This is a genomic window from Microbacterium sp. MMO-20 (assembly GCF_037147735.1).
GTDB lineage: Bacteria > Actinomycetota > Actinomycetes > Actinomycetales > Microbacteriaceae > Microbacterium.
This window is the reverse complement of record NZ_JBBCUU010000001.1, coordinates 1-25,190: the sequence shown is the minus strand read 5'-3', so window position 1 is coordinate 25,190 and position 25,190 is coordinate 1. Positions and strand designations below refer to the sequence as shown.

The 25,190-nt window shown below is 68.9% G+C and carries 28 protein-coding genes and 1 tRNA gene; 11 read left to right on the top strand and 18 right to left on the bottom strand.

Annotated elements, in window-relative coordinates; translation table 11 throughout:
* Window positions 1-588 precede the first annotated feature (588 nt).
* A tRNA-Arg gene (locus tag WFI52_RS00145) sits at window positions 589-661 on the bottom strand.
* Between the two features lie 66 nt (window positions 662-727).
* On the bottom strand, window positions 728-1,378 hold the full coding sequence (locus WFI52_RS00140) for an asparagine synthase (RefSeq protein ID WP_336625597.1): 651 nt from the start codon (window positions 1,376-1,378) through the stop codon (window positions 728-730).
* A 106-nt stretch (window positions 1,379-1,484) separates the two neighbouring features.
* Between WFI52_RS00140 and WFI52_RS00135 the strand changes: the two genes are divergently transcribed.
* Complete coding sequence (locus WFI52_RS00135; protein WP_336625598.1) at window positions 1,485-2,324, top strand: SDR family NAD(P)-dependent oxidoreductase; 840 nt, start codon at window positions 1,485-1,487, stop codon at window positions 2,322-2,324.
* Window positions 2,325-2,334: 10 nt separating this feature from the next.
* Here the strand turns inward: WFI52_RS00135 and WFI52_RS00130 are convergent, their stop codons facing one another.
* Entirely contained in the window at window positions 2,335-2,718 is a 384-nt protein-coding gene (locus tag WFI52_RS00130) for a DUF5684 domain-containing protein (RefSeq protein WP_336625599.1), read from the bottom strand.
* A 210-nt stretch (window positions 2,719-2,928) separates the two neighbouring features.
* Here WFI52_RS00130 and WFI52_RS00125 point away from each other — a divergent pair, with 210 nt between their 5' ends.
* A complete protein-coding gene (locus WFI52_RS00125; protein ID WP_336625600.1) occupies window positions 2,929-3,132 on the top strand; it encodes a hypothetical protein in 204 nt (67 codons plus the stop codon).
* A 99-nt stretch (window positions 3,133-3,231) separates the two neighbouring features.
* Here the strand turns inward: WFI52_RS00125 and WFI52_RS00120 are convergent, their stop codons facing one another.
* From WFI52_RS00120 to WFI52_RS00105, 4 genes are all read right to left on the bottom strand, one after another.
* Window positions 3,232-4,191, bottom strand: a complete 960-nt coding sequence (locus tag WFI52_RS00120; RefSeq protein WP_336625601.1) for an aldose 1-epimerase family protein — start codon at window positions 4,189-4,191, stop codon at window positions 3,232-3,234.
* Window positions 4,192-4,210: 19 nt separating this feature from the next.
* Window positions 4,211-5,059 (bottom strand): sulfurtransferase, encoded by an 849-nt coding sequence (locus tag WFI52_RS00115; protein WP_336625602.1) that lies wholly within the window; start codon window positions 5,057-5,059, stop codon window positions 4,211-4,213.
* A gap of 9 nt (window positions 5,060-5,068) precedes the next feature.
* A complete protein-coding gene (locus WFI52_RS00110) occupies window positions 5,069-5,689 on the bottom strand; it encodes a PadR family transcriptional regulator (protein WP_336625603.1) in 621 nt (206 codons plus the stop codon).
* Window positions 5,690-5,764: 75 nt separating this feature from the next.
* The gene (locus WFI52_RS00105) at window positions 5,765-6,832 is read right to left on the bottom strand and encodes an FUSC family protein (protein ID WP_336625604.1); all 1,068 of its coding nucleotides are present in this window, start codon (window positions 6,830-6,832) and stop codon (window positions 5,765-5,767) included.
* Window positions 6,833-7,038: 206 nt separating this feature from the next.
* Here WFI52_RS00105 and WFI52_RS00100 point away from each other — a divergent pair, with 206 nt between their 5' ends.
* Window positions 7,039-7,662 carry a GTP pyrophosphokinase gene (locus tag WFI52_RS00100; RefSeq protein ID WP_336625651.1) on the top strand — a complete coding sequence of 208 codons (624 nt, stop codon included), beginning with the start codon at window positions 7,039-7,041 and terminating at the stop codon, window positions 7,660-7,662.
* On the opposite strand, the gene WFI52_RS00095 is transcribed toward WFI52_RS00100, so the two are convergent.
* From WFI52_RS00095 to WFI52_RS00085, 3 genes are read right to left on the bottom strand one after another with little or no spacing between them, the layout of a single operon-like run.
* Entirely contained in the window at window positions 7,663-8,664 is a 1,002-nt protein-coding gene (locus WFI52_RS00095) for a Gfo/Idh/MocA family protein (protein WP_336625605.1), read from the bottom strand. It lies immediately after the preceding gene.
* Window positions 8,665-8,686: 22 nt separating this feature from the next.
* The gene (locus WFI52_RS00090; protein WP_336625606.1) at window positions 8,687-9,841 is read right to left on the bottom strand and encodes a cystathionine gamma-synthase; all 1,155 of its coding nucleotides are present in this window, start codon (window positions 9,839-9,841) and stop codon (window positions 8,687-8,689) included.
* On the bottom strand, window positions 9,838-10,830 hold the full coding sequence (locus WFI52_RS00085) for a PLP-dependent cysteine synthase family protein (RefSeq protein ID WP_336625607.1): 993 nt from the start codon (window positions 10,828-10,830) through the stop codon (window positions 9,838-9,840). The genes WFI52_RS00090 and WFI52_RS00085 overlap by 4 nt, the downstream gene beginning before the upstream one ends.
* A gap of 222 nt (window positions 10,831-11,052) precedes the next feature.
* Between WFI52_RS00085 and WFI52_RS00080 the strand changes: the two genes are divergently transcribed.
* From WFI52_RS00080 to WFI52_RS00070, 3 genes are all read left to right on the top strand, one after another.
* Window positions 11,053-12,357: an O-acetylhomoserine aminocarboxypropyltransferase/cysteine synthase family protein gene (locus WFI52_RS00080; protein WP_336625608.1), complete on the top strand. Its 1,305-nt coding sequence runs from the start codon at window positions 11,053-11,055 to the stop codon at window positions 12,355-12,357.
* A 136-nt stretch (window positions 12,358-12,493) separates the two neighbouring features.
* Entirely contained in the window at window positions 12,494-13,876 is a 1,383-nt protein-coding gene (locus WFI52_RS00075; RefSeq protein WP_336625609.1) for an aspartate aminotransferase family protein, read from the top strand.
* A 187-nt stretch (window positions 13,877-14,063) separates the two neighbouring features.
* Window positions 14,064-14,414, top strand: a complete 351-nt coding sequence (locus tag WFI52_RS00070) for a DUF7882 family protein (RefSeq protein WP_336625610.1) — start codon at window positions 14,064-14,066, stop codon at window positions 14,412-14,414.
* A 21-nt stretch (window positions 14,415-14,435) separates the two neighbouring features.
* Here WFI52_RS00070 and WFI52_RS00065 read toward each other — a convergent pair whose 3' ends face one another.
* Together WFI52_RS00065 and WFI52_RS00060 are read right to left on the bottom strand one after the other, a co-directional pair.
* Window positions 14,436-14,762, bottom strand: a complete 327-nt coding sequence (locus WFI52_RS00065) for a DUF7882 family protein (protein ID WP_336625611.1) — start codon at window positions 14,760-14,762, stop codon at window positions 14,436-14,438.
* Between the two features lie 4 nt (window positions 14,763-14,766).
* Window positions 14,767-15,042, bottom strand: a complete 276-nt coding sequence (locus WFI52_RS00060) for a hypothetical protein (RefSeq protein WP_336625612.1) — start codon at window positions 15,040-15,042, stop codon at window positions 14,767-14,769.
* A gap of 139 nt (window positions 15,043-15,181) precedes the next feature.
* On the opposite strand from WFI52_RS00060, the gene WFI52_RS00055 reads away from it, so the two are divergent.
* Window positions 15,182-15,337 (top strand): hypothetical protein, encoded by a 156-nt coding sequence (locus WFI52_RS00055; protein WP_170214286.1) that lies wholly within the window; start codon window positions 15,182-15,184, stop codon window positions 15,335-15,337.
* Window positions 15,338-15,370: 33 nt separating this feature from the next.
* Here WFI52_RS00055 and WFI52_RS00050 read toward each other — a convergent pair whose 3' ends face one another.
* Window positions 15,371-16,480 (bottom strand): fatty acid desaturase family protein, encoded by a 1,110-nt coding sequence (locus WFI52_RS00050; protein WP_336625613.1) that lies wholly within the window; start codon window positions 16,478-16,480, stop codon window positions 15,371-15,373.
* 137 nt (window positions 16,481-16,617) lie between these two features.
* Here WFI52_RS00050 and WFI52_RS00045 point away from each other — a divergent pair, with 137 nt between their 5' ends.
* The 3 genes from WFI52_RS00045 to istB all read left to right on the top strand — a co-directional run bounded on the left by WFI52_RS00045 (window position 16,618) and on the right by istB (window position 19,418).
* Window positions 16,618-17,535 (top strand): ROK family protein, encoded by a 918-nt coding sequence (locus WFI52_RS00045; RefSeq protein ID WP_336625614.1) that lies wholly within the window; start codon window positions 16,618-16,620, stop codon window positions 17,533-17,535.
* 252 nt (window positions 17,536-17,787) lie between these two features.
* Window positions 17,788-18,609 carry a Mu transposase domain-containing protein gene (locus WFI52_RS00040; protein WP_336625615.1) on the top strand — a complete coding sequence of 274 codons (822 nt, stop codon included), beginning with the start codon at window positions 17,788-17,790 and terminating at the stop codon, window positions 18,607-18,609.
* Window positions 18,606-19,418 (top strand): IS21-like element helper ATPase IstB, encoded by an 813-nt coding sequence (istB, locus tag WFI52_RS00035; RefSeq protein ID WP_336625616.1) that lies wholly within the window; start codon window positions 18,606-18,608, stop codon window positions 19,416-19,418. The genes WFI52_RS00040 and istB overlap by 4 nt, the downstream gene beginning before the upstream one ends.
* 177 nt (window positions 19,419-19,595) lie before the next feature.
* On the opposite strand, the gene WFI52_RS00030 is transcribed toward istB, so the two are convergent.
* The 5 genes from WFI52_RS00030 to WFI52_RS00010 all read right to left on the bottom strand — a co-directional run bounded on the left by WFI52_RS00030 (window position 19,596) and on the right by WFI52_RS00010 (window position 24,659).
* Entirely contained in the window at window positions 19,596-20,357 is a 762-nt protein-coding gene (locus WFI52_RS00030; RefSeq protein WP_336625617.1) for a LamB/YcsF family protein, read from the bottom strand.
* Window positions 20,358-20,364: 7 nt separating this feature from the next.
* Complete coding sequence (locus WFI52_RS00025) at window positions 20,365-21,849, bottom strand: amidase (RefSeq protein ID WP_336625618.1); 1,485 nt, start codon at window positions 21,847-21,849, stop codon at window positions 20,365-20,367.
* Between the two features lie 32 nt (window positions 21,850-21,881).
* Window positions 21,882-23,165: a cytosine permease gene (locus WFI52_RS00020; RefSeq protein ID WP_336625619.1), complete on the bottom strand. Its 1,284-nt coding sequence runs from the start codon at window positions 23,163-23,165 to the stop codon at window positions 21,882-21,884.
* Window positions 23,166-23,281: 116 nt separating this feature from the next.
* Window positions 23,282-23,944 (bottom strand): GntR family transcriptional regulator, encoded by a 663-nt coding sequence (locus tag WFI52_RS00015; RefSeq protein ID WP_336625620.1) that lies wholly within the window; start codon window positions 23,942-23,944, stop codon window positions 23,282-23,284.
* 400 nt (window positions 23,945-24,344) lie between these two features.
* Window positions 24,345-24,659 (bottom strand): hypothetical protein, encoded by a 315-nt coding sequence (locus tag WFI52_RS00010; RefSeq protein WP_336625621.1) that lies wholly within the window; start codon window positions 24,657-24,659, stop codon window positions 24,345-24,347.
* 70 nt (window positions 24,660-24,729) lie between these two features.
* Here WFI52_RS00010 and WFI52_RS00005 point away from each other — a divergent pair, with 70 nt between their 5' ends.
* Window positions 24,730-24,999 (top strand): hypothetical protein, encoded by a 270-nt coding sequence (locus WFI52_RS00005; RefSeq protein ID WP_336625622.1) that lies wholly within the window; start codon window positions 24,730-24,732, stop codon window positions 24,997-24,999.
* Window positions 25,000-25,190: the final 191 nt, after the last annotated feature.

Sequence of the window (25,190 nt, the reverse complement as noted above, 5' to 3'; positions counted from 1 at the left end):
CGATCCCAGCTGACCTTTGCGCCGCTAGGAACCCCTCTATCGCCCTATCCCAATCCGGTGACATTAGAACGCTCTCACAATCCCAAGCATAAGAAACGTTCAGCGGACCTTCAGACTCGCGTAACGAGCCTGTGCAGCTTGCCGTGTTGTACCGACCGCATCGCCTATGTATGCCCACGAGCGGCCCACCGAACGCTGGCCCTGAACGGCCACGCGGATCGCCTGCTCCAGGTCATCCCGGAGGGAAACGAGTTCGGCTAGCTCGAACTCGTCGGAGTCCGCTACACGCTCACCAGCGCGGCGGATGATGCGGCGCGCGAAACCGAGCCAGCGGGCCGTTTCCACCTCTTGACGGGCCATCACACCGCCCGCGATCCGGTCGCGGATTCGGTGTCAACCGAAAATTGACGCACCCATTCGGCCGGTGCGGGAGCCACGATGCTCCAGAACGCGTCATGAAGCTCGGGCGCGCACCATCCGCAGGAGCACCCGAGGGGGCAGTCGCCGCGGTCATGCAAGTCGCGGCATGGACAGCGAGACGACAAAGGCCCGCCGTAGCGGGCCGAGCCGTACTGTCTCAACACAGTGTGCGCCCGGAGAGACTCGAACTCCCAACCTTCTGATCCGTAGTCAGATGCTCTATCCATTGAGCTACGGGCGCATGCCTTCCTCGCGGAGGGCCGTGGAATAGCTTAGCGCACGGTGACGCGTGCGCCGAATCGAGGCCCTACTCGAGTTCTGCCGGGTCGAATCCGCCCTTCGAGGTCGTGCCGTCGGGGGCGACCTCGGGCACCTCGCCGGCCTCACGCAGGGCACGCTGCGCCTTCGCGCTGCGGCGCTGCGCGCGCAGTTTCGGCAGATCGACGAGGCGCAGCGCCTGCATGCGCGCGGTCCGCATGCGCTCGTAATCCGGGTCGAGATCGGGGCGGGATGCCTCGATGCGGAGCGTCCGATCGATGTTCTTGGCGACCTCCGCCCACGCGGCATCCCGTGCGTCAGCGATGAGCAGGCGCAGCTCGGCATCGTCTGCGGCACGCAGACGCAGCTGCTCGGCGACGTGCAGCGATTGCTTCTCTCGCCGGCGGAGGTTCCGCACGTCGCGGGCGCGATAGTCGTGCGTGCCGTCCGAGTCGTAGTGACGCCCGCGCGCACGTCGACGTTCGGTGGCCGTCCGTGCGGCATCCGCCTCAGCTTCGGCTGCGAGCCCCTCGAGCGCGGCGCGAGCCTCGGGCAGATACCGCTCGAGGTCGAAGTCCTCACCCTCCGCGAGGATGTGCACGAGGATCGTGTTCTTGAGACTCAGACGCGTCGCGGCCGAGGCGATGTAGAGCCCCTCGGCGACGATGTCGCGTGTGCGCTGTCGCTTCTTCTTCGCCACGGCACCCCCTCCCCTCGATCCTACGAGGCGCTGTCGGCGAGAATCGAGACAGCGACGGATTCCCCTGCCGGATTCCGTCGAGGGCGTCAAGCGAGAAGAGGCGAGGATGCCACGGTTGGATGTCTCAGGCGCGACGAGCGTCATCACGGGCGCCGCGAGCGGCATGGGCGCCGAGGTCGCGCGACAGCTGGCCGCGCGGGGCGCGCGCATCGCGCTCCTGGATCGCAATGCCGACGGCCTCGCCGCGACCTCCGCCGCGCTCGCCGGCTCCGGCCATACGACGCATCTCATCGATCTCAGCGACGATGCGGCGGTCGCCGCTCTCGCGACGCAGATCGCGGCAGCGCACCCGCACGTGCAGACGCTCGTCACGTGCGCGGGCTCGTCGATGCTCGGCAACATCGATCAGCTGACGATGGAGGAGATGCGCTGGCTGATGGACGTGAACCTCTGGGGCACGGTCAACATCACGAAGGCGCTCCTGCCGGCGCTGCGCCGCTCCCCCGCGGCGCACATCACGCACCTCGTCTCGATCTACGGACTCGCGGCGCCCGCAGGTCGGATCCCCTACGCGATGAGCAAGTACGCCGTGCGGGGCTTCACCGAGGCCCTCCGGCACGAACTGGAGGGGTCGAGCGTCTCGGTGGGCGCGATCTACCCTGCCGGCGTCAAGACGGGCATCATCCTGCACGGGCGGTACGCCGCGGCGATCGATCCCGCCATCGCGCAGCGGGCCGCGCAAGCGCAGGCCGCGATGTACCACACCGAGCCGGCGGATGCCGCGGAGAAGATCGTCGATGCGACAGTGCGCCGTCGGGCGCGCACGATGGTCGGCCGCGAGGCAGGTCTGGTCGACGTGCTGACCCGCCTCGCCCCGGTGCGCTACTGGGCGGCGATGCGCCGACCGTTGCGCGACGCCATCGACACCACGACCCCGATCCGCTGATCAGGCCCGATCAGGCGGGCTTGCTGTACCGGTCGGCGCTGAAGCCGATGATGAAGTAGCCGATCGGCGCGATCAGGAACAGCAGGAAGAAGGAGAACACCGCTCCATGATCGAACGCCCGACCGACTCGGACGGCGACGATGATCGCGAAGATGATGTTCACGAACGGGATCAGGGCGAGAAGACCCCACCAGGCCGAGTAGCCGGCGATCTTCACGAGGAAGAACCAGTTGACGATCGGGATGAGCGCGAGAATGCCCGGGTAGCCGGCCTTCGTGAAGACCTTCCACATCGCGATTGCGAGAAGGATGTAGTACGCGAGGCCGATGATCGTTCCGGCGGTGCCGCCGAAGACGTTCTGCCAGTCGCCCATCGAGGTGTTGTCAACGTCCATGGCGCTCATGCTAGGGGGTGTCCTGCAACGCGCGCACGCGGATCGCCATCCGACACGCCGCAAGAGAGGAGCACGGCGCGTCGGGGATCGGCGCGCGCCGTCCGCCGTCAGCTATCACGCTCGTGACTCGTGAGCAACCCCCTGCCAGCGAGCCGTCGCGTTCCGTAGCCTCAGGGTCGAACCACCCCCCTCTGACGAAAGGAGCGCCTCATGGGATTCCTGGACGACGCGAAGGAGACCGCCGAGACGGCGGGTCGCAAGATCAAAGAAGGCTTCGAGGACGCCAAAGACCGCATCGGCGACAAGCTCGACGAAGTGAAAGCCGATGCCGAGGTGAAGAAGGCCGAGGCCGAGCGCGACTCTGTCGAGAAGCGCAACGAGGTCAAGGCGGATCTGCGCGGGGACGCCGACTGACATCGTCTCGCGCCGGCTTTCCTCCTTTGCCGGCGCTTCGCAAAGGGCCTCGGAGAATACTCCGGGGCCTTTCTGCTGCCCGGCTCCGCTGCCGCGCCCTCAGAATGCGGTGATCCGCCAGGATGCGGTGGTCTCGGCACCCGGCGCAAGAACGATCAGTCCGGCGTCGAAGTCGTAGCGGTCTGCGTTGAAGGCATCCGGCGCGCACGTCATGGGCTCGACGGCGAGACCCGCGCGATGGAACGGCTGCGCCGCGCCGCCGGGAAGATCCGCGGTGTGCACCTGCACCCAGGGGCAGGTGGAATCCCATGTCATCTCGACGCCGGTGCCCGAGGGGTCGCCGAGTCGCACCGTCGCAAATCCGTCCGGTGTGCGCGTGAGACCCGTGTAGGCGTGGTCGATCTCGACGGCGCCCAGCACGCGCGACGGATCCGACGCACGCCAGTCGAAGCGCTCCGGGTCGAACGTGGCCACGTCGCGGAGCGCCACCGGCGAGAGACGATCGGGCGTGACCTCGAGCACGTCGGCGGCGGGGAGCGTCAGCGTCCACGTGTCGAGCGCTCCGGGGCCGGCGACGAGGTAGGGGTGGGGGCCGGTGCCGAAGGGCGCGGCATCCTCGCTCTGGTTCACCGCATGGACGGTCTGCGTGAGACCGGTCTCGTCGAGGGCATACGTCGTCTCGACCCGAACGCGCCACGGGTAGGCCGTTCGGGGCTCGATCACCGCGGCGAGGGTGACGGACGCATCCGTCTGCGCGGTCACGGCGAAGTCGAGCCAGGTGACGAGGCCGTGCAGAGCGTGCCCGCGCTTGGGCTCCGTGAGTGCGAGCTGGAACTCCCCGCCCGTGAACGCGTAGCGCCCGTCGACGACGCGGTTCGGCCACGGGGCCAGGAGCGCGCCCCGGTAGCCCGGCCGCACCTCGTCGACGCCGAACGGCACGACGAGGTCGCGTCCCGCGAAGCGCAGGGCGCGCAGCGACGCGCCGATGCTCGCGATCTCGGCCTCGTATGCGCCTGCGCGCAGGGTGTACGGAGTGCCGGAGCGGGGGGTGGAGGTCATCCCCCCATTCTTATGGACGTCAGGGCGTGGGACCTGTCGCGACCGGCCGCTCGGGCTGGTTCGACCACGCGCTCCACGAGCCGGGGTAGAGGGCCGCATCGTAGCCGGCGACGGCGAGCGCAAGCACTTGCTGGGCGGCGCTCACGCCGGAACCGCAATAGACGCCGACAGGGCCGTCACCGAGGCCCATCCCCTCGAATCGCGCGCGCAGCTCCGCGGGTGAGCGCAGAGTGCCGTCGGGGTTCAGATTGTCCATGGTGGGCGCACTGAGCGCGCCGGGGATGTGTCCCGCGCGCGGATCGAGCGGCTCGACGTCTCCGCGATAGCGCTCACCGGCGCGCGCGTCGAGCAGGGCACCGTCGGGGCGAGCGGCGAGCGCGGCGGCCTCGTCGGTCGTGAGCTGCCCCAGCGTGCCCGACCGCAGCGTCACCGCGCCCGACTCGGGCTCGACCTCGCCGGTCTCGAGGGCAAGTCCCGCGGCGCGCCACGCGGCGAGTCCGCCGTCGAGCACGCGGGCGTCGACGCCGGCATCCGTGAGCATCCACCACGCGCGCGCGGCAGCCCAACCCTTGTCGTCGTCGTACACGACCACGACATCGCCGTCGTCGACGCCCCAGCTCCGCACGGATGCCTGGAATGCCGCTGCGGAGGGCAACGGATGCCGGCCCTCGGTCGGATCGCCGTGCGCCGCGAGTTCGCGGTCGAGAGCGACGTACACCGCACCGGGAACGTGTCCGTCGAGATAGAGGGGGTGACCGTCGGGGCCACCGAGGCGCCAGCGCACGTCGAGGACGACGGGCGGGCGCTCTGCGCCGTTGCCCTGGAGAAGCGCGTCGAGGCGGTGCGGGTCGATCAGATGACCTGTCATGATCCGAGGCTACGCCGCACGTGGACGCCCGCGCCGCGGTTTCTCGGTCGCGAGCTCGAGGGCGAGCGCGTGACGCGGCCTCGCGGCGAGGCGCTCGGCGACGTGGCCGAGCCAGCGCACTTCGGCCTCGGCCGCGAAGACCATCGCATCGAGGATGAGCGCACCGGCGAGTTCCTCGGGGGTCTCGGGGGTCTCGGGACCCTCGGGGGTCTCGGGGCCTTGGGAGCCGTCTGCGAAATGCCGGCGCGCCCGCAGCTCGTCGAGCCCGGCACGCGACGCCGACTCCTGCGCGCGGACGACCGCGACGGCATCCACCCCCGGCAGCGTCGCGGCGATCGCAAGTTTGATCGCGAGCTCGTCGCGCGCGCCGGCTCGTCCGACGGGGGCGGCCCACCACGCACGGACCTCCGCCCTGCCGGCATCCGTGATCCGCCAGTACACATGACCCTGCTCATCGACGTCGTCCTTCACAACGAGCCCGTCGCGTTCGAGGCGTTCGAGCGTGTTGTAGATCTGACCGACGTTGAGCGGCCACGTCGCGCCGGTGCGCCGGTCGAACTCGGCACGCAGCTGATAGCCGTAGCAGGGCCCCTGATCGAGGATCGCCAAGAGGCTCTGGCGTACCGACATCCGCGTCTCCCGTCCGCCCGGCGAACGCGCCGGGTATCTAGTTTCCGAGTATATGCATACACGGAAACCTCGCGGCTACTCGTCGCGCAGACGCACCGCGAGAGCGGCGATGGTCCCGACGGCCGCGCCCACGATCGTGTCGACGACGCGCTCCAGCGCGAGCGTGATGTTCGCGCCCTCCCCTGACGCCGCCCCGATGAGCAGCAGCACGAGCGGGGTGATGAACACGAGCGCGAGCGCGTAGTGCCGCACCACGGTCAGTTCGATGGTGACCTGCAGCGCACCGAACACCAGCCCGAGCGCCCAGACGGGCAATGCCAGCAGCGCGAGGCCGAGATATACGACAGCGCCGAAGACCGTTCCGACGGTGCGATGGATGCCGCGTGCCGCCGCCGCACGGCGCCCCACCGGCATCCCGACGACGGCGAGTCCCGCGCAGATGATCCAGTACGAGCGCTCCGGGTCGATGAACACCGCCGCGCCGACGCCGACGATCGCGACGATCGCCGCGCGGACGGCGAGTGTCTGGGCGACCCCGCCCCAGCGGCGCGGGAAGAGCGTGCGCACGGGGCGCACCTGCTCGCGACGGTACCGCGGCAGCAGCAGTGGCAGAACGACGAGGAGGCACGCGAAAGCCGAGGATGCCGCGACGACGCCGAGGTACACCCCAGGATCGACGATGCGGACGCCGTCGCGGATCGCCGTGACCTGCGTGGACAGGCCGTAGACGAGCACGAAGAAGACGGGGCCGGGCGGCCCCAGCGAGAACCATCCGGCGAGGCTCGCCGCAACGACGGTGAGCACGAGCACGCCGACGAGGACGACGATCGTGCCGCCACCCGCCGCGAGGACGCCCGCGGCAGCGCACGCCAACAGCGCGAGCGCCATGACCGGCGCGAACCGGGCCCGCTGGCGCGGGCGCAGCCAGCCGCCGTAGATGACCGTGAACGCGCCGCTCGCGGTGAGCAGGGCGATGTCGGAGCGACCCGCGAGGGCGAGCACGACGATCGGCACGGCCATCGCCAGCCCGGCCTGGACGGCGAGGGGCCAGCGCCGGCCTGTCGACGGCCCGAATGTCGTGAGACTCGTGACGAGGTGCGCCGTCTCCGCGCGCAGGCGCACGAGGAAGGGCGAGGGGGTCACGTCTCCATTGTCCCCCGCCCGCGTCATCGCCAGCCCGCCCACGGAGCCTGGCCGACTCGCCGGAAGTGCATCACGCGCTGTACACGACACACAGCAATCGCGTAGCCGACGGCGGTAGCGTCGGGCGGGTGAGCACCGATGCGCGAGGACTCCTGGTCACCACCGACGAGGGTGTCGCGAGCTTCTCCCCCGACCAGCTGCGCGCGATGCGCGACGAGTTCCAGCGGTTCCTGCTGGAGTACCAATTCGGGTTGCGCGAAGTCGAGACGAAGCTCGGCATCCTCCGCGACGAATTCCTGCAGATGCACGACTACAACCCCATCGAGCACGTCTCGAGCCGGGTGAAGACGGCCGACAGCCTCGTCGAGAAGGTCATCCGCAAGGGCGTGGAGCCGAACTTCGACGCGATCCGCGGCGCGATCACGGACATCGCCGGCATCCGTGTCACAACGAGCTTCTCGAAGGATGCCTACCGTCTCTTCGACCTTCTGACGGCGCAGGACGACATCACCGTCCGCGCGGTCAAGGACTACATCGCCGAACCGAAGGAGAACGGCTACAAGAGCCTGCACGTCATCGTCGAGGTACCCGTCTTCCTCTCGACGGGACGCGTCGATGTCGCCGTCGAAGTGCAGTTCCGCACGATCGCGATGGACTTCTGGGCGAGCCTCGAGCACAAGATCTACTACAAGTACGCCGGTGTCGTCCCCGACGGGCTCCTCACCGAGCTGAAGGATGCCGCGGACTCGGCAGCTCTGCTCGACGCCCGCATGGAACGTCTGCACGGGCAGCTGCACGGTCCGGCGGCCGGCGCGATGCGCCGGGTCTGATCAACCGAGCGCCGCGCGCCAGTCGGCGAGCAGCTGCGCAGTCGCGCGGGTCTGCACCCACGGCATCTCGGGCGCTTCGGTGCGCCCGGCTCGCAGCGCTGCGATCGTCGCGTCCGCCTCATCTGCCATGGGGCTCGACGTCGGGACCGAGATGCGCTCCTCACCGCCGTTCCGCCGCAGCACCGCCTCCGCTGTCGACGAGACGCGGCTGCCCCAAACGTTCGGGATCTCGATCTCACCGCGCGTCCCTCGAATCGTCGCGGTACGCGGGAGGGCGCGCGTGACCGACGTCGAGACGAGGGCGCGGATGCCGCCGAGATCGATTTCCGCCCGGGCGTCCTCGTCGACTCCGGTCTCGCCGATGACGCCCTCTGCGGCGGTGATCGAGAAGCCGTCGTCGAGGCGTCCCGCCCACGCCGCGACGCCCACGACGAGGGAGACGGGGTAGCACCCGACGTCCAAAAGGGCTCCGCCGGCCAGCGCGGGGTCGAACAGACGTCGGATGCCGCGGTCCGCCGGCCCGCCGAGAGCAGTCTCCACCTCGACGATCTCTCCGACGGCGCCGCTGGAGACGAGGGTGCGCAGGAGATCGGCGAACGGTCCGAACCGGTACTTGAAAGCCTCGACGAGGGGAAGACCGGCGGCCGCGGCCGCGGCGAGCACGCGCTCGGTCTCGGCGACGTCGACGCCGAGCGGCTTCTCGCACAGGACGGCCTTTCCCGCGGCGAACGCGGCGAGGGCGAGCTCAGCGTGCGTCGTGTGCACGGTTCCGATGTAGACGGCATCCACGTCCTCACGCGCCAAGACGTCGTCGTAGGATCCGGCGACAGCGTCCGGGAACACGTCCGCGAACCCGTCGGCGAACACGCGCGCCCGTCGTTCGTCTCGCGCCCCGACCGCACGCAGCGTGCCCAGCTGCGCATGCGGGAGTGCGCGCAGGAAGTCCCCGGTGATCACACCGGCTCCGAGAACCGCCCAGCCCGCCGCGCCCGTGTCGCTCATGGCTCCACGGTACTGCGACGAGTCAGGCCGAGAGCGCCTGCTCGACGTCGGCGAGCAGGTCGTCCACGTCCTCGATCCCCACCGATAGCCGCACGACCTCGACGGGCACGGCCGCCTCGGTCCCGCGGACAGACGCATGGGTCATCGCGTCGGGGTAGTTCACGAGCGACTCGACACCCCCGAGAGACTCCGCCAGTGTGAAGAGCCGGGTCGACTCGGCGAACCGCCGGGCGGCCTCACCCGTCTCGAGTGCGACCGACACGATGCCGCCGAATGCCGACATCTGCCGGGCGGCCAGCTCATGTCCCGGGTGTTCTTCGAGGCCGGGGTAGTAAACACGCGCGACGCGTTCATGCCCCGCGAGGAATGCTGCGACGGACGCCGCGTTCTCACTGTGCCGCTGCATGCGGACGGCGAGCGTCTTAATGCCCCGCGTCGTCAGCCACGCGTCGAGCGGGCCCGAGACAGCGCCGACGGCGTACTGCAGGAAGCCGATCTGCTCGGCGAGCGCATCGTCGTTCAAGACGAGCGCTCCTCCGACGACGTCCGAGTGCCCGCCGAGATACTTCGTCGTCGAGTGGACGACGACATCGGCTCCGTGCGCGAGCGGCCGTTGGAGCGCCGGGGTCGCGAACGTGTTGTCCACGACGACGAGCGATCCTGCTTCGCGCCCGATCTCCGCGAGGCCGGCGATGTCGGTGATGCGCAGGAGCGGGTTGGACGGCGTCTCCACCCAGAGGATCCGGGGCGTCCGATCCGCAACGGCCGCACGCACGGCATCCGCATCGCTCATGTCGACGACGCGCAGGCTCACACCCCACGGGCCGAGGACGCGCGCGAGCAGCCGGTACGTCCCGCCGTAGACGTCGCTTCCGAGGAGCACGTCGTCGCCGGGCGCGAGCGCCGCTCGCAGCAGGGCGTCCTCAGCGGCGAGTCCCGACGCGAAGGAGAACGCGTGCGCGCCGCCTTCGAGTGCTGCCAACTGCTGCTGCAGAGCGGTGCGCGTCGGATTGCCGCTGCGCCCGTACTCGTACCCCTGACGAAGGCCCCCGATGCCGTCCTGGGCATATGTCGTCGAGAAGTGGACCGGCGGGATGACGGCGCCGGTGTCGGCATCGGGCTCCTGCCCGGCGTGGACGGCGAGGCTCGCGAATCCGCGGGCGGCGGGGGTGGTCATGCGCGTGCTCCTTCGGTGAGGGTGGAATCGGCGTCGAGCTGGATGCCGCGGGCGTCGAGCCATGCGTCGTCGTAGAGCTTGGTCAGGTATCCGCGTCCGTGGTCGGGCAGCACGACGACGACGACGGCATCCGCCGACAGATCCCGTGCGGTGCGGAGCGCCGCGACGACCGCCATGCCGGAGGAGCCGCCGACGAGAAGCCCCTCCTCACGGGCGAGGCGGCGCGTCATGGCGAAGCTCTCGGCATCCGACACGCGTTCGTATCGGTCGACGACGGACGCGTCGAATGTGTCGGGGAAGAAGTCCTCCCCGACGCCCTCGACGGCGTAGCCGTGGATCGGGCCGCCCGAGTAGATCGACCCTTCCGGATCGGCGCCGACGACCGTGACCTCGCCGGCCGTCGCGCGCTTGAGGAAGCGCCCCGTCCCGCTGATCGTGCCGCCCGTGCCGATGCCGGCGACGAGGTGCGTCACGCGACCGTCGCTGTCGCGCCAGATCTCGGGACCGGTCGTCTCCTCATGGGCGCGCGGCCCGTTCGGGTTGGCGAACTGGTTCGGCTTGAACGCGCCGGGGATCTCACGCGCCAGCCGGTCGGACACGGAGTAGTAGGAGTCGGGGTGCTCCGGCGGCACGTGCGTCGGCACTTCGACGACTTCGGCGCCGTACGCCCGCAGCACGGCGGTCTTCTCGCCCGTGAACTTGTCGGGCACGACGAAGATCATCCGGTACCCGCGCTGGAGCGCCACGAGCGCGAGCCCGACGCCGGTGTTGCCGCTCGTCGGCTCGACGATCGTGCCGCCCGGTTGCAGCAGCCCGTCACGCTCGGCGGCGTCGATGATGCGTGAGGCGATACGGTCCTTCGCCGAGCCGCCGGGGTTGAAGTACTCGACCTTCGCGAGCACGGTGGCGTCGATGCCGGCGGTGACACGGTCGAGGCGGACGAGAGGGGTGTTTCCGACGAGGTCGGCGACGTGCGAGGCGTAGCGCATGAGAGGTCCTGAGGGTGGGGCCGCGAGCGCCGCGCCGGTGAAGGCGGGGAGTCGGCGCGCAGAAGGCGGCGGGCTGTCGGGGTCGTCGAAGGAGCCGAGAACGGCTCAGCGACAACAGCGACAGGTCAAGGACACGCCTCGAAGATACCCCGCCGCAGAGGGATGCCACGAAGTGTTACGACGGCGCCGTCACAATCGCGACCTCACCCCTACGCTGAGCGCGTGAGTACGAACGACGACTGGAGAGGGTTCGGCTTCGACACCCGGCAGGTGCACGCGGGCGAGGCCCCCGACGCGACGCATGGTGCGCGCATCACGCCGATCTACCTGAGCGCGGCGTACCTGTTCGATGACTTCGCCGAGGCGGAGGCGCGGTTCACGGGCGCCGATGAGGGGCAGCTCTACTCGCGCAACGCGAACCCGACGCATCACGTCGCCGAGCGTCGCCTCGCGTCCCTGGAGGGTGGCACCGGCGCGATCGTCGTCGGCTCGGGCCAGGCCGCGATCACGGGCCTTCTGCTCGGTCTCGCAGCCAGCGGCGAACGTCTCGTCTCCGCCGCGAGCATCTACAGCGGCACACGCATCCTCTTCGACCGCACGTTCGCGCGCCTCGGCGTCGGCGTCGACTACGTGCGGGACCCCACCGACCGCGCCGAGTGGGATCGGACCATCACGCCCGGAACGAAGGCGATCTTCGTCGAGACGATCCCGAACCCGAAGAACGACCTCGTCGATGTCGCCGCCGTTGCGGAGGTCGCACGCGCCCACGGCATCCCGCTCATCGTCGACAACACCGTCGCGACGCCGTACGTCATTCGCCCCTTCGAGCTCGGGGCGGATGTGGTCGTCCACTCGTCGACGAAGTTCCTCACCGGTCACGGCGCCGCCCTCTCCGGGGCCATCGTCGACGGCGGCTCGTTCGACTGGTCCGGCGCGGCACGCGCGTACCCCGGGATCACGGCACCGCCGGCCGCCGGCGCGCCCTCGTTCGCCGAGAAGTACGGTGCGCGCGCGCTCGAGGCTTACCTGCGCTTCGGGATCGTGAACGATCTCGGCGCAGCACTCTCCCCCGTGCACTCCTTCCTGCTGCAGCAGGGAATGGAGACGCTGTCGCTGCGGATGGCGAAGCACCTCGCCAACGCCGACGAGATCGCGCGCTGGCTCGCCGGGCACCCGCGCGTCGAGAGCGTCGACTACGCCGGCCTCGAGTCGAGCCCCTACCACCGGATCTCGCAGGAACGCTTCGGCGGTCACGCGGGATCGGTGTTCGCGTTCACCGTTCGAGGCGGCCGCGCGGGAGCGCAGCGGTTCTTCGACGCGCTGCGCGTCGTCAGCCGCATGACCAACATCGGCGATGTGCGATCGATGGCGCTGCACCCCGCGACGACGACGCACGCCTCGTTCTCCGCCGAGGAACGTGCCCGACTCGGCATCTCGGACGGCCTGATACGCCTCTCGATCGGCATAGAGACGGCATCCGACCTCATCGCCGACCTCGATCAGGCGCTACGCGCGACGATCGACTGACCCCGCGCGCGGATCGACCGCACGGATCGCGTGCCGGGCGGGCCAGCGCCGGACACGGCGTCCGACGTTGCCGCCGAGTGGATGCCGCGCGCCGATCCTGCGCAGTAGCGTGAGAGCACGTCGATCGGAGGACCGGATGACCCGTAGCGATGCCGACCTGCAGCAGATGGCCCGAGACCACCTGTGGATGCACTTCGCCCGCCAATCCGTCATGACCGAGGGCCCCGGGGTCCCGATCATCGTGAAGGGGCAGGGCCACCACATCTGGGACAGCCGCGGCCGCAAGTACATCGACGGGCTCGCGGGGCTCTTCGTCGTCAACGCCGGCCACGGGCGCGCCCGCCTCGCGCAGGCCGCCGCGAAGCAGGCCGAGGAACTCGCGTTCTTTCCGATCTGGTCCTACGCCCACCCTGCGGCGATCGAGCTGGCCGACCGGATCGCGGGCCTGGCCCCCGGCGACCTGAACCACGTCTTCTTCTCCACCGGCGGCGGCGAAGCGGTCGAGACCGCGTTCAAGCTCGCGAAGCACTACTTCAAGCTCACGGGCAAGCCGACCAAGCACAAGGTCATCTCGCGTGCGATCGCGTACCACGGCACGCCCCAGGGCGCGCTCGCGATCACCGGCCTGCCGGGGATGAAGGCGATGTTCGAGCCGGTGACGCCGGGCGGCTTCCGCGTGCCGAACACGAACTACTACCGCTCCGCCGAGATGGGGTTCGCAGGCTCCACCGAGGAGGAGTTCGGTGTCTGGGCCGCGGACCGCATCGAGGAGATGATCCTCTTCGAAGGCCCCGACACCGTCGCCGCCGTCTTCCTCGAACCGGTGCAGAACTCCGGCGGATGCTTCCCGCCGCCCCCGGGCTACTTCCAGCGCGTGCGCGAGATCTGCGACCGCTACGACGTGCTCCTCGTCTCGGACGAGGTCATCTGCGCCTTCGGTCGACTCGGCACGTATTTCGGGGCGGATGCCTACGGCTATCAGCCCGACATGATCACCTTCGCGAAGGCGGTGACGAGCGGGTATTCGCCGCTCGGCGGCACGATCGTGAGCGACCGCGTGTACGAGCCGTTCAGCCGTGGCGACGCGTCCTTCCCGCACGGCTACACCTTCGGCGGGCACCCGGTGTCGGCGGCCGTCGCGATGGAGAACCTCGACATCTTCGAAGAGGAGCAGCTGCTCCAGAACGTGCGCGAAAACTCGCCCGTCTTCCGCCGCACTCTCGAGAAGCTCACAGACCTGCCGATCGTGGGCGACGTGCGCGGCGACGGGTACTTCTTCGGCATCGAGCTCGTGAAGGACAAGGCCACGAAGACGACCTTCGACGACGCCGAGTCCGAGCGACTGCTGCGCGGCTTCCTCTCCGGCGCCCTCTTCGAGGCGGGGCTCTACTGTCGCGCCGACGATCGCGGCGACCCCGTCATCCAGCTCGCCCCGCCGCTCACCATCGGGCCGAGCGAATTCGACGAGATCGAGCAGATCCTCCGGAGCGTGCTGACCGAGGCCTGGTCGCGGCTCTGAAGCCCGCCATCCGCGCCGCGCGAAGCCACGTACTCCGCAAGCTGTCACCTACTCCGCATCGTGCGAGCGCTTTCGGTGCGAAGTACGTGACATTCTGCGGACTCGGTGCGGGCGCGGGGCATGTGCTCCCCGATCGACCGCTCTCGGCATACCGCAGAACACGGCATCCCGACCTACAATCTCTCCCGTGGGAACCATCTACTACGGCGGGTCCGCGACCCCGATCCACATCGAGGACCGGGCCCTTGCACACCTGAAGGTCGTGATCGCGACGAAGCTGCGCCGCGGCGAGAGCTTCACGGTCTCGTGGCGGCACCTCGAGGACGAGCCGCGCGGGCGCAGCACGATCTGGCTGCACCCCTCGATCCCGCTGCGGTTCGTGTTCAACGACCCCGAGCCGGCGGAACTCAGCCGGGAATGGATCGAGCATCTCGCACAGTCGGCGAACTCCTCCGGGGGCATCAACCTGATCGCGGAGCACATCGAAGACGAAAGCGCCCCCGACGATGCCCCGCAGACCGTAGAGGTCGCTGAGTAGAGCGGCAGCGAGCGGGCCGGCTCAGCCGGTCATGACCTCGCCGGCGTACGCGCCCTCGGGTTCGGGCACCACGTGCAGCCCGGCCGTCGAGTTGGCGGCATGCGTCAGCGCCTCGAGCCACGCGCGATTCAGCGCGGGCTGCCGACTGCCGTTGAACTTGTAGACGAGCGAGGCATTGGGATGCAGCCACACCGTGGTGCGCCCATCCCCGAGGCTCGGCTCGTTGCGCCACGTGAACGGGAAGGGTTCCCCACGGCGCAGTTTCTGGGTGATGACGACCTGGAGGTGCGCCAGCAGCCGGTCATCGAAATCGACCTTGACGTTGCCGTCGTAATTGAACCTACCCACGCCCCTACCGTAACGCCTCGGCGCGACGGGTGATCTCGTCGTAGGCGAGGTCGGCCCCGCCGACGGGCGCCGAGAGGGCGAGCGGCGCGTCGACGACAGCCATGACGCCCGAACCGCCGAGCAGGAGCGAGCACAGCGTCGGGTTGCCGTCGTGAATGCTCGGGAACTCGACGATGTCGCTGCCGCCGCAATCGCGCAGGACGAGTGCGTACGAGAGCACCGCGTCTGCGATGTCGTCGGTGGTCAGGATGCGATGCCCCTCGATCAGGATGTCCTTCATTACTACGCCTCGCGATGTCGATGCCGGTCCGTGGCATCAAGACAAGCGGATGCGGCGCGCGCAACGCAGGGGGTTGACAGACCCGACCACGACTGTCAAGCCCCGCGCATCAGTGTGAGGTCGGGAGCATGATCGACGCATGACACTCGCGATCATCCTCCTCGTCGTCGCCATCGTCCTGATCCTCCTCGGCGTCTTCGTCGAAGCGGCGAAGTTCCTTCTCTGGATCGGACTGGTGATCCTCATCATCGCGATCATCGCGTGGCTCATGCGCGTTGTGAAGCGGAACGCGTGAGCTCACGCGTTCCGCACACTCGGCCCCCTGCGCTCAGGCGCGTCGGTACTGCCCGACCATGGGGCAGTCGAACGGGTCGCGTGCCGCGAGACCGACGCGGTTGAGATACTCGATCACGATCGCGTACGAGCGCAGCAGGCTCGTCTCGGTGTACGGAACGTCGTGGGTGGCGCAGAAATCGCGCACGACGAGCCGTGCGCGCGACAGGTGCGGGCGCGCCATGCTCGGGAACAGGTGGTGCTCCACCTGGTAGTTCAGGCCGCCCATGAGCCACGTCGCCCACCACCCGCCGCGGATGTTGCGCGACGTGCGCACCTGCTTGCTGAAGAAGTCGAGGCGCGCTCCTTCGGCGATGACCGGCATGCCCTTGTGGTTCGGCGCAAACGACGCACCCATGTACACGCCGAAGACGGCGAGCTGCACGCCCACGAATGCGAACGCCATGCCGAGCGGCAGCAGCAGGAAGACCGGCACGAGCACGAGAGCGATGCGGGCGGCGATGAGAGCGAGCTCGATCCAGCGCCCCCGCACCGGCTGCCGCGAGAGAAGATGCCGGATGCCGAGGACATGGAGGTTCAGTCCCTCGAGCGTCAGCAGCGGGAAGAACAGCCAGCCCTGACGCCGGGTGATCATCCGGCGCAGGCCGCGCGCCTGCGCCGCGTCCTCCGAGAGGAACGAGATCGTGTCGACCTCGATGTCGGGGTCCTTCCCCACACGGTTCGGATTGGCGTGATGGCGGGAGTGCTTCGAATCCCACCACGAGTAACTGATGCCGACGGCACCTGCCGCGAGCACGCGCGCGAGACGGTCGTTCGCGGGCCCCGAGCCGAGGATCTGGCGGTGCGCGGCCTCGTGCGCGAGGAAGGCCACCTGCGTGAAGACGATGCCCAGTGCCGCGGCGATCAACAGCTGCAACCAGCTCTCGCCGAGCAGCACGAAGCCCGCGACGCAGCCGGCGAAGGCGACGGCGATCAGGGCGCCGACGCCCGCATAGAAGCCCGTCGCCCGCTGCAGGAGTCCGAGCTCCTTCACGACCTGTGACACCTGGGTGTAGGCCCGAGCGACGGGTGGGAACGTCTCCGCGGTCGCGTATGTGCGGCGGATAGGGCCGAGGGTGGACGGGGGTGAGACGGTGGCACTCATGCGGCGGCTCCGGTCAGGTGACGGGTCAGAGCGACCCGATCGGGGAAGCCACAGGCGGATGCCGATCGCTGGACCCGACACTACGCTGAAAGACATGCCCCGCTAGGCATGTCGGCACACATTCGGAGGACTCTCACATGCCCCTCGCTCTCGCGATCGATCTCGGCGGCACCAAGGTCGAAGCCGCTCTCGTCGACGAGACCGGCGCCCTCGTTGAAGGATCACGTCGCCGTCACCCGACCGGTGCGGCCGCGGCCACCGACGTCGCCGTTCTGCGGCACGCCCTGGAGACCGTCATCGCCGGTTGCCGCACGCACCCGCGTTGGAGGGAGGTCAGTGCGGCGGGCATCGGATCTGCCGGGCCCGTCGACGTCGCAGCCGGAACGATCGCACCGATCAACCTGCCCGCAGCGCACGGCTTCGACATCGTCTCGGCGGTGCGGGCGGCCAGCGGTGTGGATGCCGCGCACCTGCGCCTCGACGGCACCTGCATCGCGCTCGCCGAAGCGTGGCTGGGGGCGGCGCGCGGCGTCCGGAACGCGATCGTCTTCGTGGTTTCGACGGGCGTGGGCGGCGGCATCGTCTCGGACGGCCGGCTCGTGGCCGGAGGCACGGGCAACGCCGGTCACCTGGGCCAGATCGTCGTCGCAGACATCGAGGGCGATGCCGCGGCAGCCACGGTCGAACAGCGTGCCTCGGGTCCGCACATCGTCGCGTGGGCGCGAGAGCAGGGCTGGTCGGGCACGACCGGCGAGGAGCTCGCCGCCGCGTATCGGGAGGGCGACGCCATCGCCGTCGCCGCCGTCGCCCGATCCGCGCACGCGATCGGCGTCGGCCTCGCGAACGCGGCGACCCTCCTCGACCTCGAACTCGCCGTCGTCGGCGGCGGATTCTCGTTCGTCGCGGACGATTTTCCGGAGCTCATCGCGGCGGGCGTCCGGGCGGCGTCGGTCAACACGTATGCGGCTCGGCTCCGCGTCGAGCGCGCCGCGCTCGGAGGCGACGCGCCGCTCATCGGCGCCGCCGCGCTGGTCCACCGCGCCGACCTCCTCTGAGAGAACGCGTCAGCACTCAGGCGGCGGGGCTCCCGAACCACGCGATTGCGTCGTCGAAGTCGAGGGTCTGCCGTACCTCGGTCGATACCGAGTACCACGCACCCTGCAGGCAGACGAAAACGTTGCCGACGTGGTCGACGTAGCCCAGGACGGTGCCGTCGCGGGTGATCTCGAATCGATCGACGCCGGACGGGGTCCACGTTCGGGTCGCTCGCGCACTCCGGGGTCTGGCGGGCGGTGATCTCCTCGTCGATGGACGTCCCGCACCTGCTGGCCGCGATGACGACTCTCCTGGCGTTGCTGGGCGGTCTGACCAGGGTCTGGCGGTTCGACCGGATGCGGACGGTGTTGGACCACCGCCCGGGCGATCTCATGCCGATGTTCGCGGCGTTCGCGAAGCACCACGGTGTCCAGGCGATCGTCTGCCGGCCCCGCAGCGGGAACCGGAAGGGCGTGGTCGAGAAGAACAACCACACCGCCGCGCAGCGCTGGTGGCGGAACCTGGCGGACGAGCTCACCCTCGAGCAGGCGCAGGCCAGCGTCGAGGCGTTCGCCCGACGGCAGGACGACCGGCCCCGGGAAGACCTCGACGGGCGCACCACCGCGGCGGTGATGTTCGCCGCAGAGCGGCTTCGCCCGCTCCCGCCGGTCCTGTTCCCGGTGATCGTCACCGAGGAGCGCACCGCGACCCGGCAGGCGTTGATCGACTGGCGCGGGAACCGGTACTCCGTTCCACCGGAGCTGGCCGCAGCGAAAGTGATCGTCCAGCAGCGGCTCGGCGCCACCAGCATCGACATCGCCACCGTCTCAGGAACGGTCGTTGCCAGGCATCGGGTCGCCGAGTCTGGGCTTGGGGTCACGATCCGCGACGCCGGCCACGTCACCGCCCTCGAAGCCATCGCGTTGGCGTCGGCGCCTCCCGGGCGCCCGCACCGCCGCAAGGAACGCATCCCACCCGGACCTGCCGCGCTGCGCGCCGCGGCCGTCCTCACAGGCACCGCCGCGGCGCCGTCGACCGTGATTGACCTGGCCGCCTACGAGCAGGCCGCGAAGAACAGGAACACCCTCCTATGACCACCACCACGACCAAGACCACCGCCGCGGCCGTATACCAGCAGCTGCGCGGACACCTTCAAGATCTGAAGCTCGCCGACGCCGCCGAAGCCCTCCCGAAGGTTCTCGACCAGGCGACGGCGGAGGGTTGGACCCTCACACACGCGCTCGAGCACCTGCTGCGCGTCGAGGTCACCGCGACCGACGCCCGTCGGCTCGCGGGCCGGTTCCGGTTCGCGAACCTGCCCACCGGCGCCACTCTCGGCGACTTTGACCTCGACCACGCCTCCGGCATCGACCGATCCCTTCTCGCCGAGCTGGGCACCTGCAGGTTCATCGACACCGCGACCAACGTGCTCCTGATCGGCCCGCCCGGGGTCGGGAAGACACACATCGCGACCGGGCTCGGACACGCCGCAGTGAAGGCCGGATACCGCACCTACTTCACCTCCGCCGCAGACCTTGCCGCCCGCTGCCACCGCGCCGCGATCGAGGGGAAGTGGTCGACGATGATGCGGTTCTTCGCCGGTCCGACCTTGCTGATCATCGACGAGCTCGGATACCTGCCGCTGCCCGGCGAGGCCGCGTCAGCCCTGTTCCAGGTCATCAACCAGCGCTACCTGAAGACCTCGATCGTGATCACAACGAACCGGCCCGTCGGAGCCTGGGGCGAGATCCTCGGCGACACCACCGTCGCCGCCGCGATGCTCGACCGACTCCTGCACCGATCCGTCGTCGTCACCCTCGACGGCGCCTCCTACCGGCTCCGCCACCACGCCACCGCAGCCGACGAACTCCGCCGCGTCACGACCGGCACGAACCTGCGCTAGCGTTACCCCGCGACCTGGGGAACTTCGGCTAGCAACTCTGGGGAGATTCGCTGAGCGCCGTCACCGCGTCGGGCATGTGGGGCGACGAGCCGCCGTTTCCGGACTGACGCTACCCGGGTGTCATGATCCCGGCGCCGTTCAGTGATCCGCGTCGAGTTCGTGTAGAGGCGGTGCCGGTCACGTCTGCCCGCAATCCACTCCCCGCTCACGCAGGGCCGATCGAACGGCGCGCACCAGTTCGGGAGCGTTGTCGGTGTCGCTGTGCACGCAGATGGTTTCGATGGGATCGAAGGTACTGTCGCCGAGCATGTCGGTAACGCGCGCGGCGGCTCCCCGTGGACCGCCGAGTTGCTCGTACGTCCACCCGAACATGACCACGTCGGCACCCACGTACGGGCGGTCAGCGAAGAACTCCCGTCGAACGGCGAGCCCAGCCTCGCGGGCGGCCCGCTCGGCTTCCGAGCCCGGTAGAACGTACAGCGCTAGCGAGGGGTCGAAGTCGCGGACGGCTGAACTGATTGCCGCCGCGAGGTCGGGGCGTTTAGATGCCATCATGTAGAGCGCGCCGTGCGGCTTGACGTGTCGGATCCGTGTTCCGGAGGCCCGCACGAACCCGTCGAGGGCGGCCAGCTGGTAGAGGCTGTAGTCGTATGCGTCGGCAGCGCTGATATCGATCTCGCGGCGGCCGAAGCCGAGCCGGTCCGGAAGGCCCACATGGGCACCGATCGCGACGCCGTGCTCGACGGCGCTTTGCACGGCCTTGCGCATGCTCGCCGGATCGCCGGCGTGAAAGCCGCACGCCACGTTCGCCGAGGTGATGAGCGGCATCAGTTCGTCATCGCTGCCGTACCGGTACGGGCCAAAGCTCTCACCGAGATCCGCGTTGATGTCCATCGTCCGGGTGGCCGGCCAATCGACCCGCGCCGTCCCCGCTTCCATGCCCGGCTCAGTCAAGGATCGGTGCCCGACGTGCGTTGACGAGAGGTGCAACGACTGCGGCGAACTGCAGCAGGCGCCGCTCGGTGAACGGCGTGCCCAGCACTTCGAGCCCGACCGCGAGCCCGCCTTCTGTGAATCCGACGGGGATCGAGATTGCGGGGAAGCCCGCCTGGGAGGCGATGACCGTGTTCGTGGGGAAGGTCAGCGCGGTGTACTGGCCCGCGCGCAGCCCGTCGTGTGTGGGCGCCGGAACCTGAACGGTTGGAGAGACGAGCAGGTCGGCGCCCGCATCGGCGAACAGGGTGCGCAGCAGGCGGCGGAAGTGCTCCTGGTTGAGTCGCAGACGCGTCACCTCGGCGTCGCCGTCGACATGCGCGGGGCCTTCGGCGATCGCGGGGATGAGGTCGTTGAGCTCGTTGTACGTTCCGGCCGCGGTCAGTTCGTCGAAGGAGGAGACCGAGCCTGTCCGGGAACTGAGGAAGCGGTTGAGATCGCTCCGCGATTGCCGCACGTAGACGGACGTGTCGGAGATCCATTCCGTCAGCCCCTCGATCTGCACCCCTTCAACGATCGCGGCGCCAGCATTCGCCATGGCGGCGATCGCGCCACGGACCACGCGATTTACCTCCTCGGCGTCGCCTCCGCTGCCGAACGCCGTCTCGAGCACGCCGACACGCCAGTGCGACATGGGCGGCGCGTCGGCGAGTGCGGCGATGTATCCGCCGACCGACGATTCCGTGGCGGCCACGGCCGTGTATTCGTCGGCGGGGTCGTAGCCGACCATCACCTCGAGTAGGGCCGCGAGATCGTCGACCGTACGCGCCATCGGGCCCGGGGTGTCCTGGAAGTGCACGAGCGGCGAGAACCCGGTGCGGCTGATCAAACCGGTGGTGACCCGCAGGCCGTAGATGTTGTTGAACGATGCGGGGATGCGGATGGATCCGCCCGTGTCTTCACCGACGCCCACGAGGCCGAAACCGACCGATACCCCCGCGCCGGTGCCGGCGCTCGACCCGCCGGAATCACGTGTCGGGTCGTACGCGTTGAGGGTGTGTCCTGTACGCGACGAGGACGAGAACCAACCGGCCGCGAAATCGCACATGGCGGTCTTCGCGAGGATGACCGCTCCTGCGTCCCGGAGCAGCTCGATCACGCGCGCGTCAGCCTGGGGGATGTAGTCGGCAAAGGCGGCCGAGCCGAAGGACGTCGGAATGCCCGCGGTCTCGGCCTGGTCTTTCACCAGCACCGGCACGCCATGGAGCGGGCCGGTGAGCTGCCCCGAGGCGGAGAACGCGGCGTCCCGCGCCTCCGCCTCGGCGAGCGCCGACGGGTTGACCGTGACCACGGCGTTGATCGCGGCCCCGTCGACGTTGTGTGCCGCGATGCGGTCGAGGTACCACTGGGTGAGCTCGCGTGAGGTCAATTGCCCCGCGCGCACCTCCTCGTGGAAGCGAGCGATGGTGAGCTCTTCGACGTCGTGGTTCTCTGGCATTTGCGGAATCCTTTCGGGGGAGCGGGAATGGTTCAGGCGGCGGTCTTGATGGCCGGGGTGCGGGAGGCCGTGCGTGCCGGCATGCCGAGCGCCAGGTACGCGACCGCCGAGACGACGAGGCCGACGACAACGGTCGACCACGACGGAGCGGCGAAGTTGATGGCGAGCGCCGCACCCGAGCCGATCGCCCAGGCCGCGAAAGGCTGCCAGCGGAAGCCGACGACGTCGTCCGTGAGTGTTCCGCGGCGCACGACGAGCTGGTCGACGATAATGATCGCGCCGATGGGGGGCACGATGACGCCCAGGAGGTTCAACCAGTCGATGAAGAAGCTCCATACGCCCAGGGTGGCGACCAGGATTCCGATGGCGCCGAGAACGACCGTCAGCACGCGCATCTTCCCCTTGACGATCGCCGACCAGCCCACGGCGCCGTTGTAGAGACAGTGGGTGCAGACCGAGCCGAGGTTGACGACGAGGAAGGCGATCGCCAGGATCGGGAAGATTCCGCCCTGGCCGGCGATGATGCCGAACAGGTCGCCGGTTCCTGCGGTCGCGGCGGCGATGATCCCGCCGACGATCATGGCGAAGAGATTGCCGACCGGGAACGCGGTCGAGGTGGCGATCCAGGCCTGGCGCGGGGTTTTCGCCCAACGGGTGAAGTCGGCCGTCATGGTGCCCGAATCGGCGAAAAGTGCGAAGACGAGCGTAACGCCGACCCCGAGCGCCAGGGAGCTTGCCCCGTCGCCCTCGTAACCCCAGACATCCACTCCGCCGGAGGTGGCCTGAATAGCGGCGTAGACGCCGAGTGCCAGGAACAGGGGCACGGAGATGGCACCGATGATGGCGAGCGCCCGGATGCCGAGCAGTGTGAATAGCGTGAACAGGATGCCCGCGACCAGCGCGACGATGGCCGCATTCAGGCCGAACGCGCTCTCCATGCTCGCTCCGACCAGACCGGTCTGTACCGCGAACCATCCGATCACCAAGGTCGACAGGAGAGCGGAGCAGACGATGTATCCGGTGCGCCCGAACGTCCGCGAAGCCTGGAGTGAGAAGTTGAAGCCCGTCTTGGCGCCGAGGCCGCTCAGCATACCGACGTACACGAAGAGCAGGGCGTTGCCGATGACCATCGCGGCCAGTCCGCCGCCGAAGCCGAGGCCGTGGACCAGCGTCGCGCCGGTCATCGCCCCCGTGATGATCATGGGAAAGCCGGCCCACACCGACGAGACGGACAGCAGCGATCGCCGCTTGTCTGCGGGGACCGGTGTCGACTCGAACTCCTGTTGGAGCACTTCCTTTTCGAGGGTCTGAGACATGGTTACGTAAACCTCCAGAGGGCAGGACAAAACCTGCGTAGGGGTGGATCCGCTCACCTGCGGGCGCGGGCGCAGCGGTGGTGCTCGTGCCGGGTACGCCGCACCGGCACGTCGGGTCAGGAGGAAGCCAGACGCTCCTCCAGGGCGGAGACGACCGTCTTCGCCGTGTAATCCAGGTGATGGGCCGTCGCAACGAGAAGACCTGAGAGGTCCCCTCGACGAATGAGATCGAGCATGAATCGGTGTTGCTGCTGCGACTCGGAGAAGTCGTCCACGCGCGAGGCGTAGATCGCCATGTAGGGCTCGACCTTGCTCCAGACATCGCGGATGAGTCTCAGCAAGTGGTCGCTCTCCGACGCCTCGTAGAAGCGCAGATGGAACCGCTGGTTGAGCGCACGCCACTGGTCAGCCGACAAGCCGGGTTCGTCCATGTCGGCAAGGATCCGCTCGAGCTCGTCAAGATCGTGAGGGCCGACGCGCGCGATGGCCCACTCGGCCGCAAGCTGCTCGAGCCGGAGCCGGATCTGGAAGACCTGCTCAACCTCGTCAGGTGAGAGCAGAGTGACGGTCACACTCCGTCGGCCGAACACGACGAGGCCGCAGGCCTCGAGCCGACGCAGCGCATCGCGCACCGGCATCGTGCTGACCTGGAACGAATCGGCGATCGATCGGATCGTCAGCTTCATCCCCGGCAAGAGCGCACCGCTGGTGATCGCCTTGTGCAGACGGGCGTACACCTCGTCGTTCACCGTGGCGACCCGAATCGGCTGCGCTTCCATCTACCCTCCTTGAGTGCACCAGGTGTGATTTGTGATCACATACAGCGTCGCTCACATCGAAGTCGGTGAAGTGGCAGTTCCGTTACGTTCATGTAAATCTGCCTGGCAGCGCACCCGCGTTTGGCCCGTGCGCCTACTTGTTCAGCGGTCTCGTGCGGAGATGTCGCAAGACGCCCGCACCAGGCGACGGTTTCGACGTCCTATGGTGACTCAGCCAGCGCGAGCGCTCGTCGCGTCCAGCGTGACCTCGCCGACTTCACCTCCGAGGTCAGGTGGAAGGGACTGCTGCACCACGTTAAGGGGCACTACTGCTGCCGCTGGTCACGACGTCGACCGGCGAAAACTGGACAGGGCTACGCGTCGACAAGATCGTAGAGCTGCGCCACGCGAACCTCAGCGCCTAAGCGGGTGGACTCTCGGACCGTCTGTGGGCAACGGCGTTGCGCCAGACGACGCAGTCGACCTGCCCGCGAGGTCCGTACCAGGCGACGATGACCACCCGATCATTCCAGCCGCGTGCGTACGCCGCGATGCGCTCGGCCGCGCGATCCGGCCAGCTCACCCACACCCACACGGGCGGGAGTGACCCCTTGACCCACTCGATGCGCTGCGGCCCGTACGCCTGCTGAGGGAGCGTGCACGGCGGGGGAGGCGCATCGAGCAGCGACTGAGCGTGCTTGGCTGCGAAGTGCTCTTCCCGGCGGTTGGTGGTCACCGCGGCCACTCCTTCCTCCGGCCAAGATTCCGATAGCCACACTAGAACATCTGTTCTATTCTCAGTAACCATGACGGCGATTGAATTAGAACAGGAGGCTACTATCTGGCTGGTCGACGAGCAGCCGGCACGCATGTTCTACGCCGGCCGATGCTGGACCGTCACCGACGAGCCCACACGGCTGCGAGACAGCGTGTGGAGCATCGACCCCGACGACACCCACCGCGGCCGCGGCATGTACGGGTGGCGATTCCAAGGCACCGACCCGGCCGGCGAATCGTTCGTCTTCGACGTCTACGGCGGTGCCGGCAGTTGGCACGTGCACCGCGCCTACTCCTGACGGGAGCCGATGTCGGCCGCACTCATAGGCTTCAACCATGCGGACGCCTTCTGCGATCGACGATCAACTTCGAGCCACGGTGGGCCGCCCCCTTCATTCGGTCCGGTCGCTGTGCGAGTCGTCGGTTTCCAGTTGATGGGTGCATTGCCGAGCGTAGTCGACCGGTGCGAGGTATCCGAGCGATGAGTGCC

Excerpts from the sequence above, each read along its gene's own strand:
- WFI52_RS00135 (WP_336625598.1), top strand. The coding sequence starts at position 1,485 with ATGCCACGGTTGGATGTCTCAGGCGCGACGAGCGTCATCACGGGCGCC.
- WFI52_RS00130 (WP_336625599.1), bottom strand. The coding sequence starts at position 2,718 with ATGGACGTTGACAACACCTCGATGGGCGACTGGCAGAACGTCTTCGGC.
- WFI52_RS00125 (WP_336625600.1), top strand. The coding sequence starts at position 2,929 with ATGGGATTCCTGGACGACGCGAAGGAGACCGCCGAGACGGCGGGTCGC.
- WFI52_RS00120 (WP_336625601.1), bottom strand. The coding sequence starts at position 4,191 with ATGACCTCCACCCCCCGCTCCGGCACTCCGTACACCCTGCGCGCAGGC.
- WFI52_RS00115 (WP_336625602.1), bottom strand. The coding sequence starts at position 5,059 with ATGACAGGTCATCTGATCGACCCGCACCGCCTCGACGCGCTTCTCCAG.
- WFI52_RS00110 (WP_336625603.1), bottom strand. The coding sequence starts at position 5,689 with ATGTCGGTACGCCAGAGCCTCTTGGCGATCCTCGATCAGGGGCCCTGC.
- WFI52_RS00100 (WP_336625651.1), top strand. The coding sequence starts at position 7,039 with ATGCGCGACGAGTTCCAGCGGTTCCTGCTGGAGTACCAATTCGGGTTG.
- WFI52_RS00095 (WP_336625605.1), bottom strand. The coding sequence starts at position 8,664 with ATGAGCGACACGGGCGCGGCGGGCTGGGCGGTTCTCGGAGCCGGTGTG.
- WFI52_RS00090 (WP_336625606.1), bottom strand. The coding sequence starts at position 9,841 with ATGACCACCCCCGCCGCCCGCGGATTCGCGAGCCTCGCCGTCCACGCC.
- WFI52_RS00085 (WP_336625607.1), bottom strand. The coding sequence starts at position 10,830 with ATGCGCTACGCCTCGCACGTCGCCGACCTCGTCGGAAACACCCCTCTC.
- WFI52_RS00075 (WP_336625609.1), top strand. The coding sequence starts at position 12,494 with ATGACCCGTAGCGATGCCGACCTGCAGCAGATGGCCCGAGACCACCTG.
- WFI52_RS00060 (WP_336625612.1), bottom strand. The coding sequence starts at position 15,042 with ATGAAGGACATCCTGATCGAGGGGCATCGCATCCTGACCACCGACGAC.
- WFI52_RS00055 (WP_170214286.1), top strand. The coding sequence starts at position 15,182 with ATGACACTCGCGATCATCCTCCTCGTCGTCGCCATCGTCCTGATCCTC.
- WFI52_RS00050 (WP_336625613.1), bottom strand. The coding sequence starts at position 16,480 with ATGAGTGCCACCGTCTCACCCCCGTCCACCCTCGGCCCTATCCGCCGC.
- WFI52_RS00045 (WP_336625614.1), top strand. The coding sequence starts at position 16,618 with ATGCCCCTCGCTCTCGCGATCGATCTCGGCGGCACCAAGGTCGAAGCC.
- WFI52_RS00040 (WP_336625615.1), top strand. The coding sequence starts at position 17,788 with ATGGACGTCCCGCACCTGCTGGCCGCGATGACGACTCTCCTGGCGTTG.
- istB (WP_336625616.1), top strand. The coding sequence starts at position 18,606 with ATGACCACCACCACGACCAAGACCACCGCCGCGGCCGTATACCAGCAG.
- WFI52_RS00030 (WP_336625617.1), bottom strand. The coding sequence starts at position 20,357 with ATGGAAGCGGGGACGGCGCGGGTCGATTGGCCGGCCACCCGGACGATG.
- WFI52_RS00025 (WP_336625618.1), bottom strand. The coding sequence starts at position 21,849 with ATGCCAGAGAACCACGACGTCGAAGAGCTCACCATCGCTCGCTTCCAC.
- WFI52_RS00020 (WP_336625619.1), bottom strand. The coding sequence starts at position 23,165 with ATGTCTCAGACCCTCGAAAAGGAAGTGCTCCAACAGGAGTTCGAGTCG.
- WFI52_RS00015 (WP_336625620.1), bottom strand. The coding sequence starts at position 23,944 with ATGGAAGCGCAGCCGATTCGGGTCGCCACGGTGAACGACGAGGTGTAC.
- WFI52_RS00005 (WP_336625622.1), top strand. The coding sequence starts at position 24,730 with ATGACGGCGATTGAATTAGAACAGGAGGCTACTATCTGGCTGGTCGAC.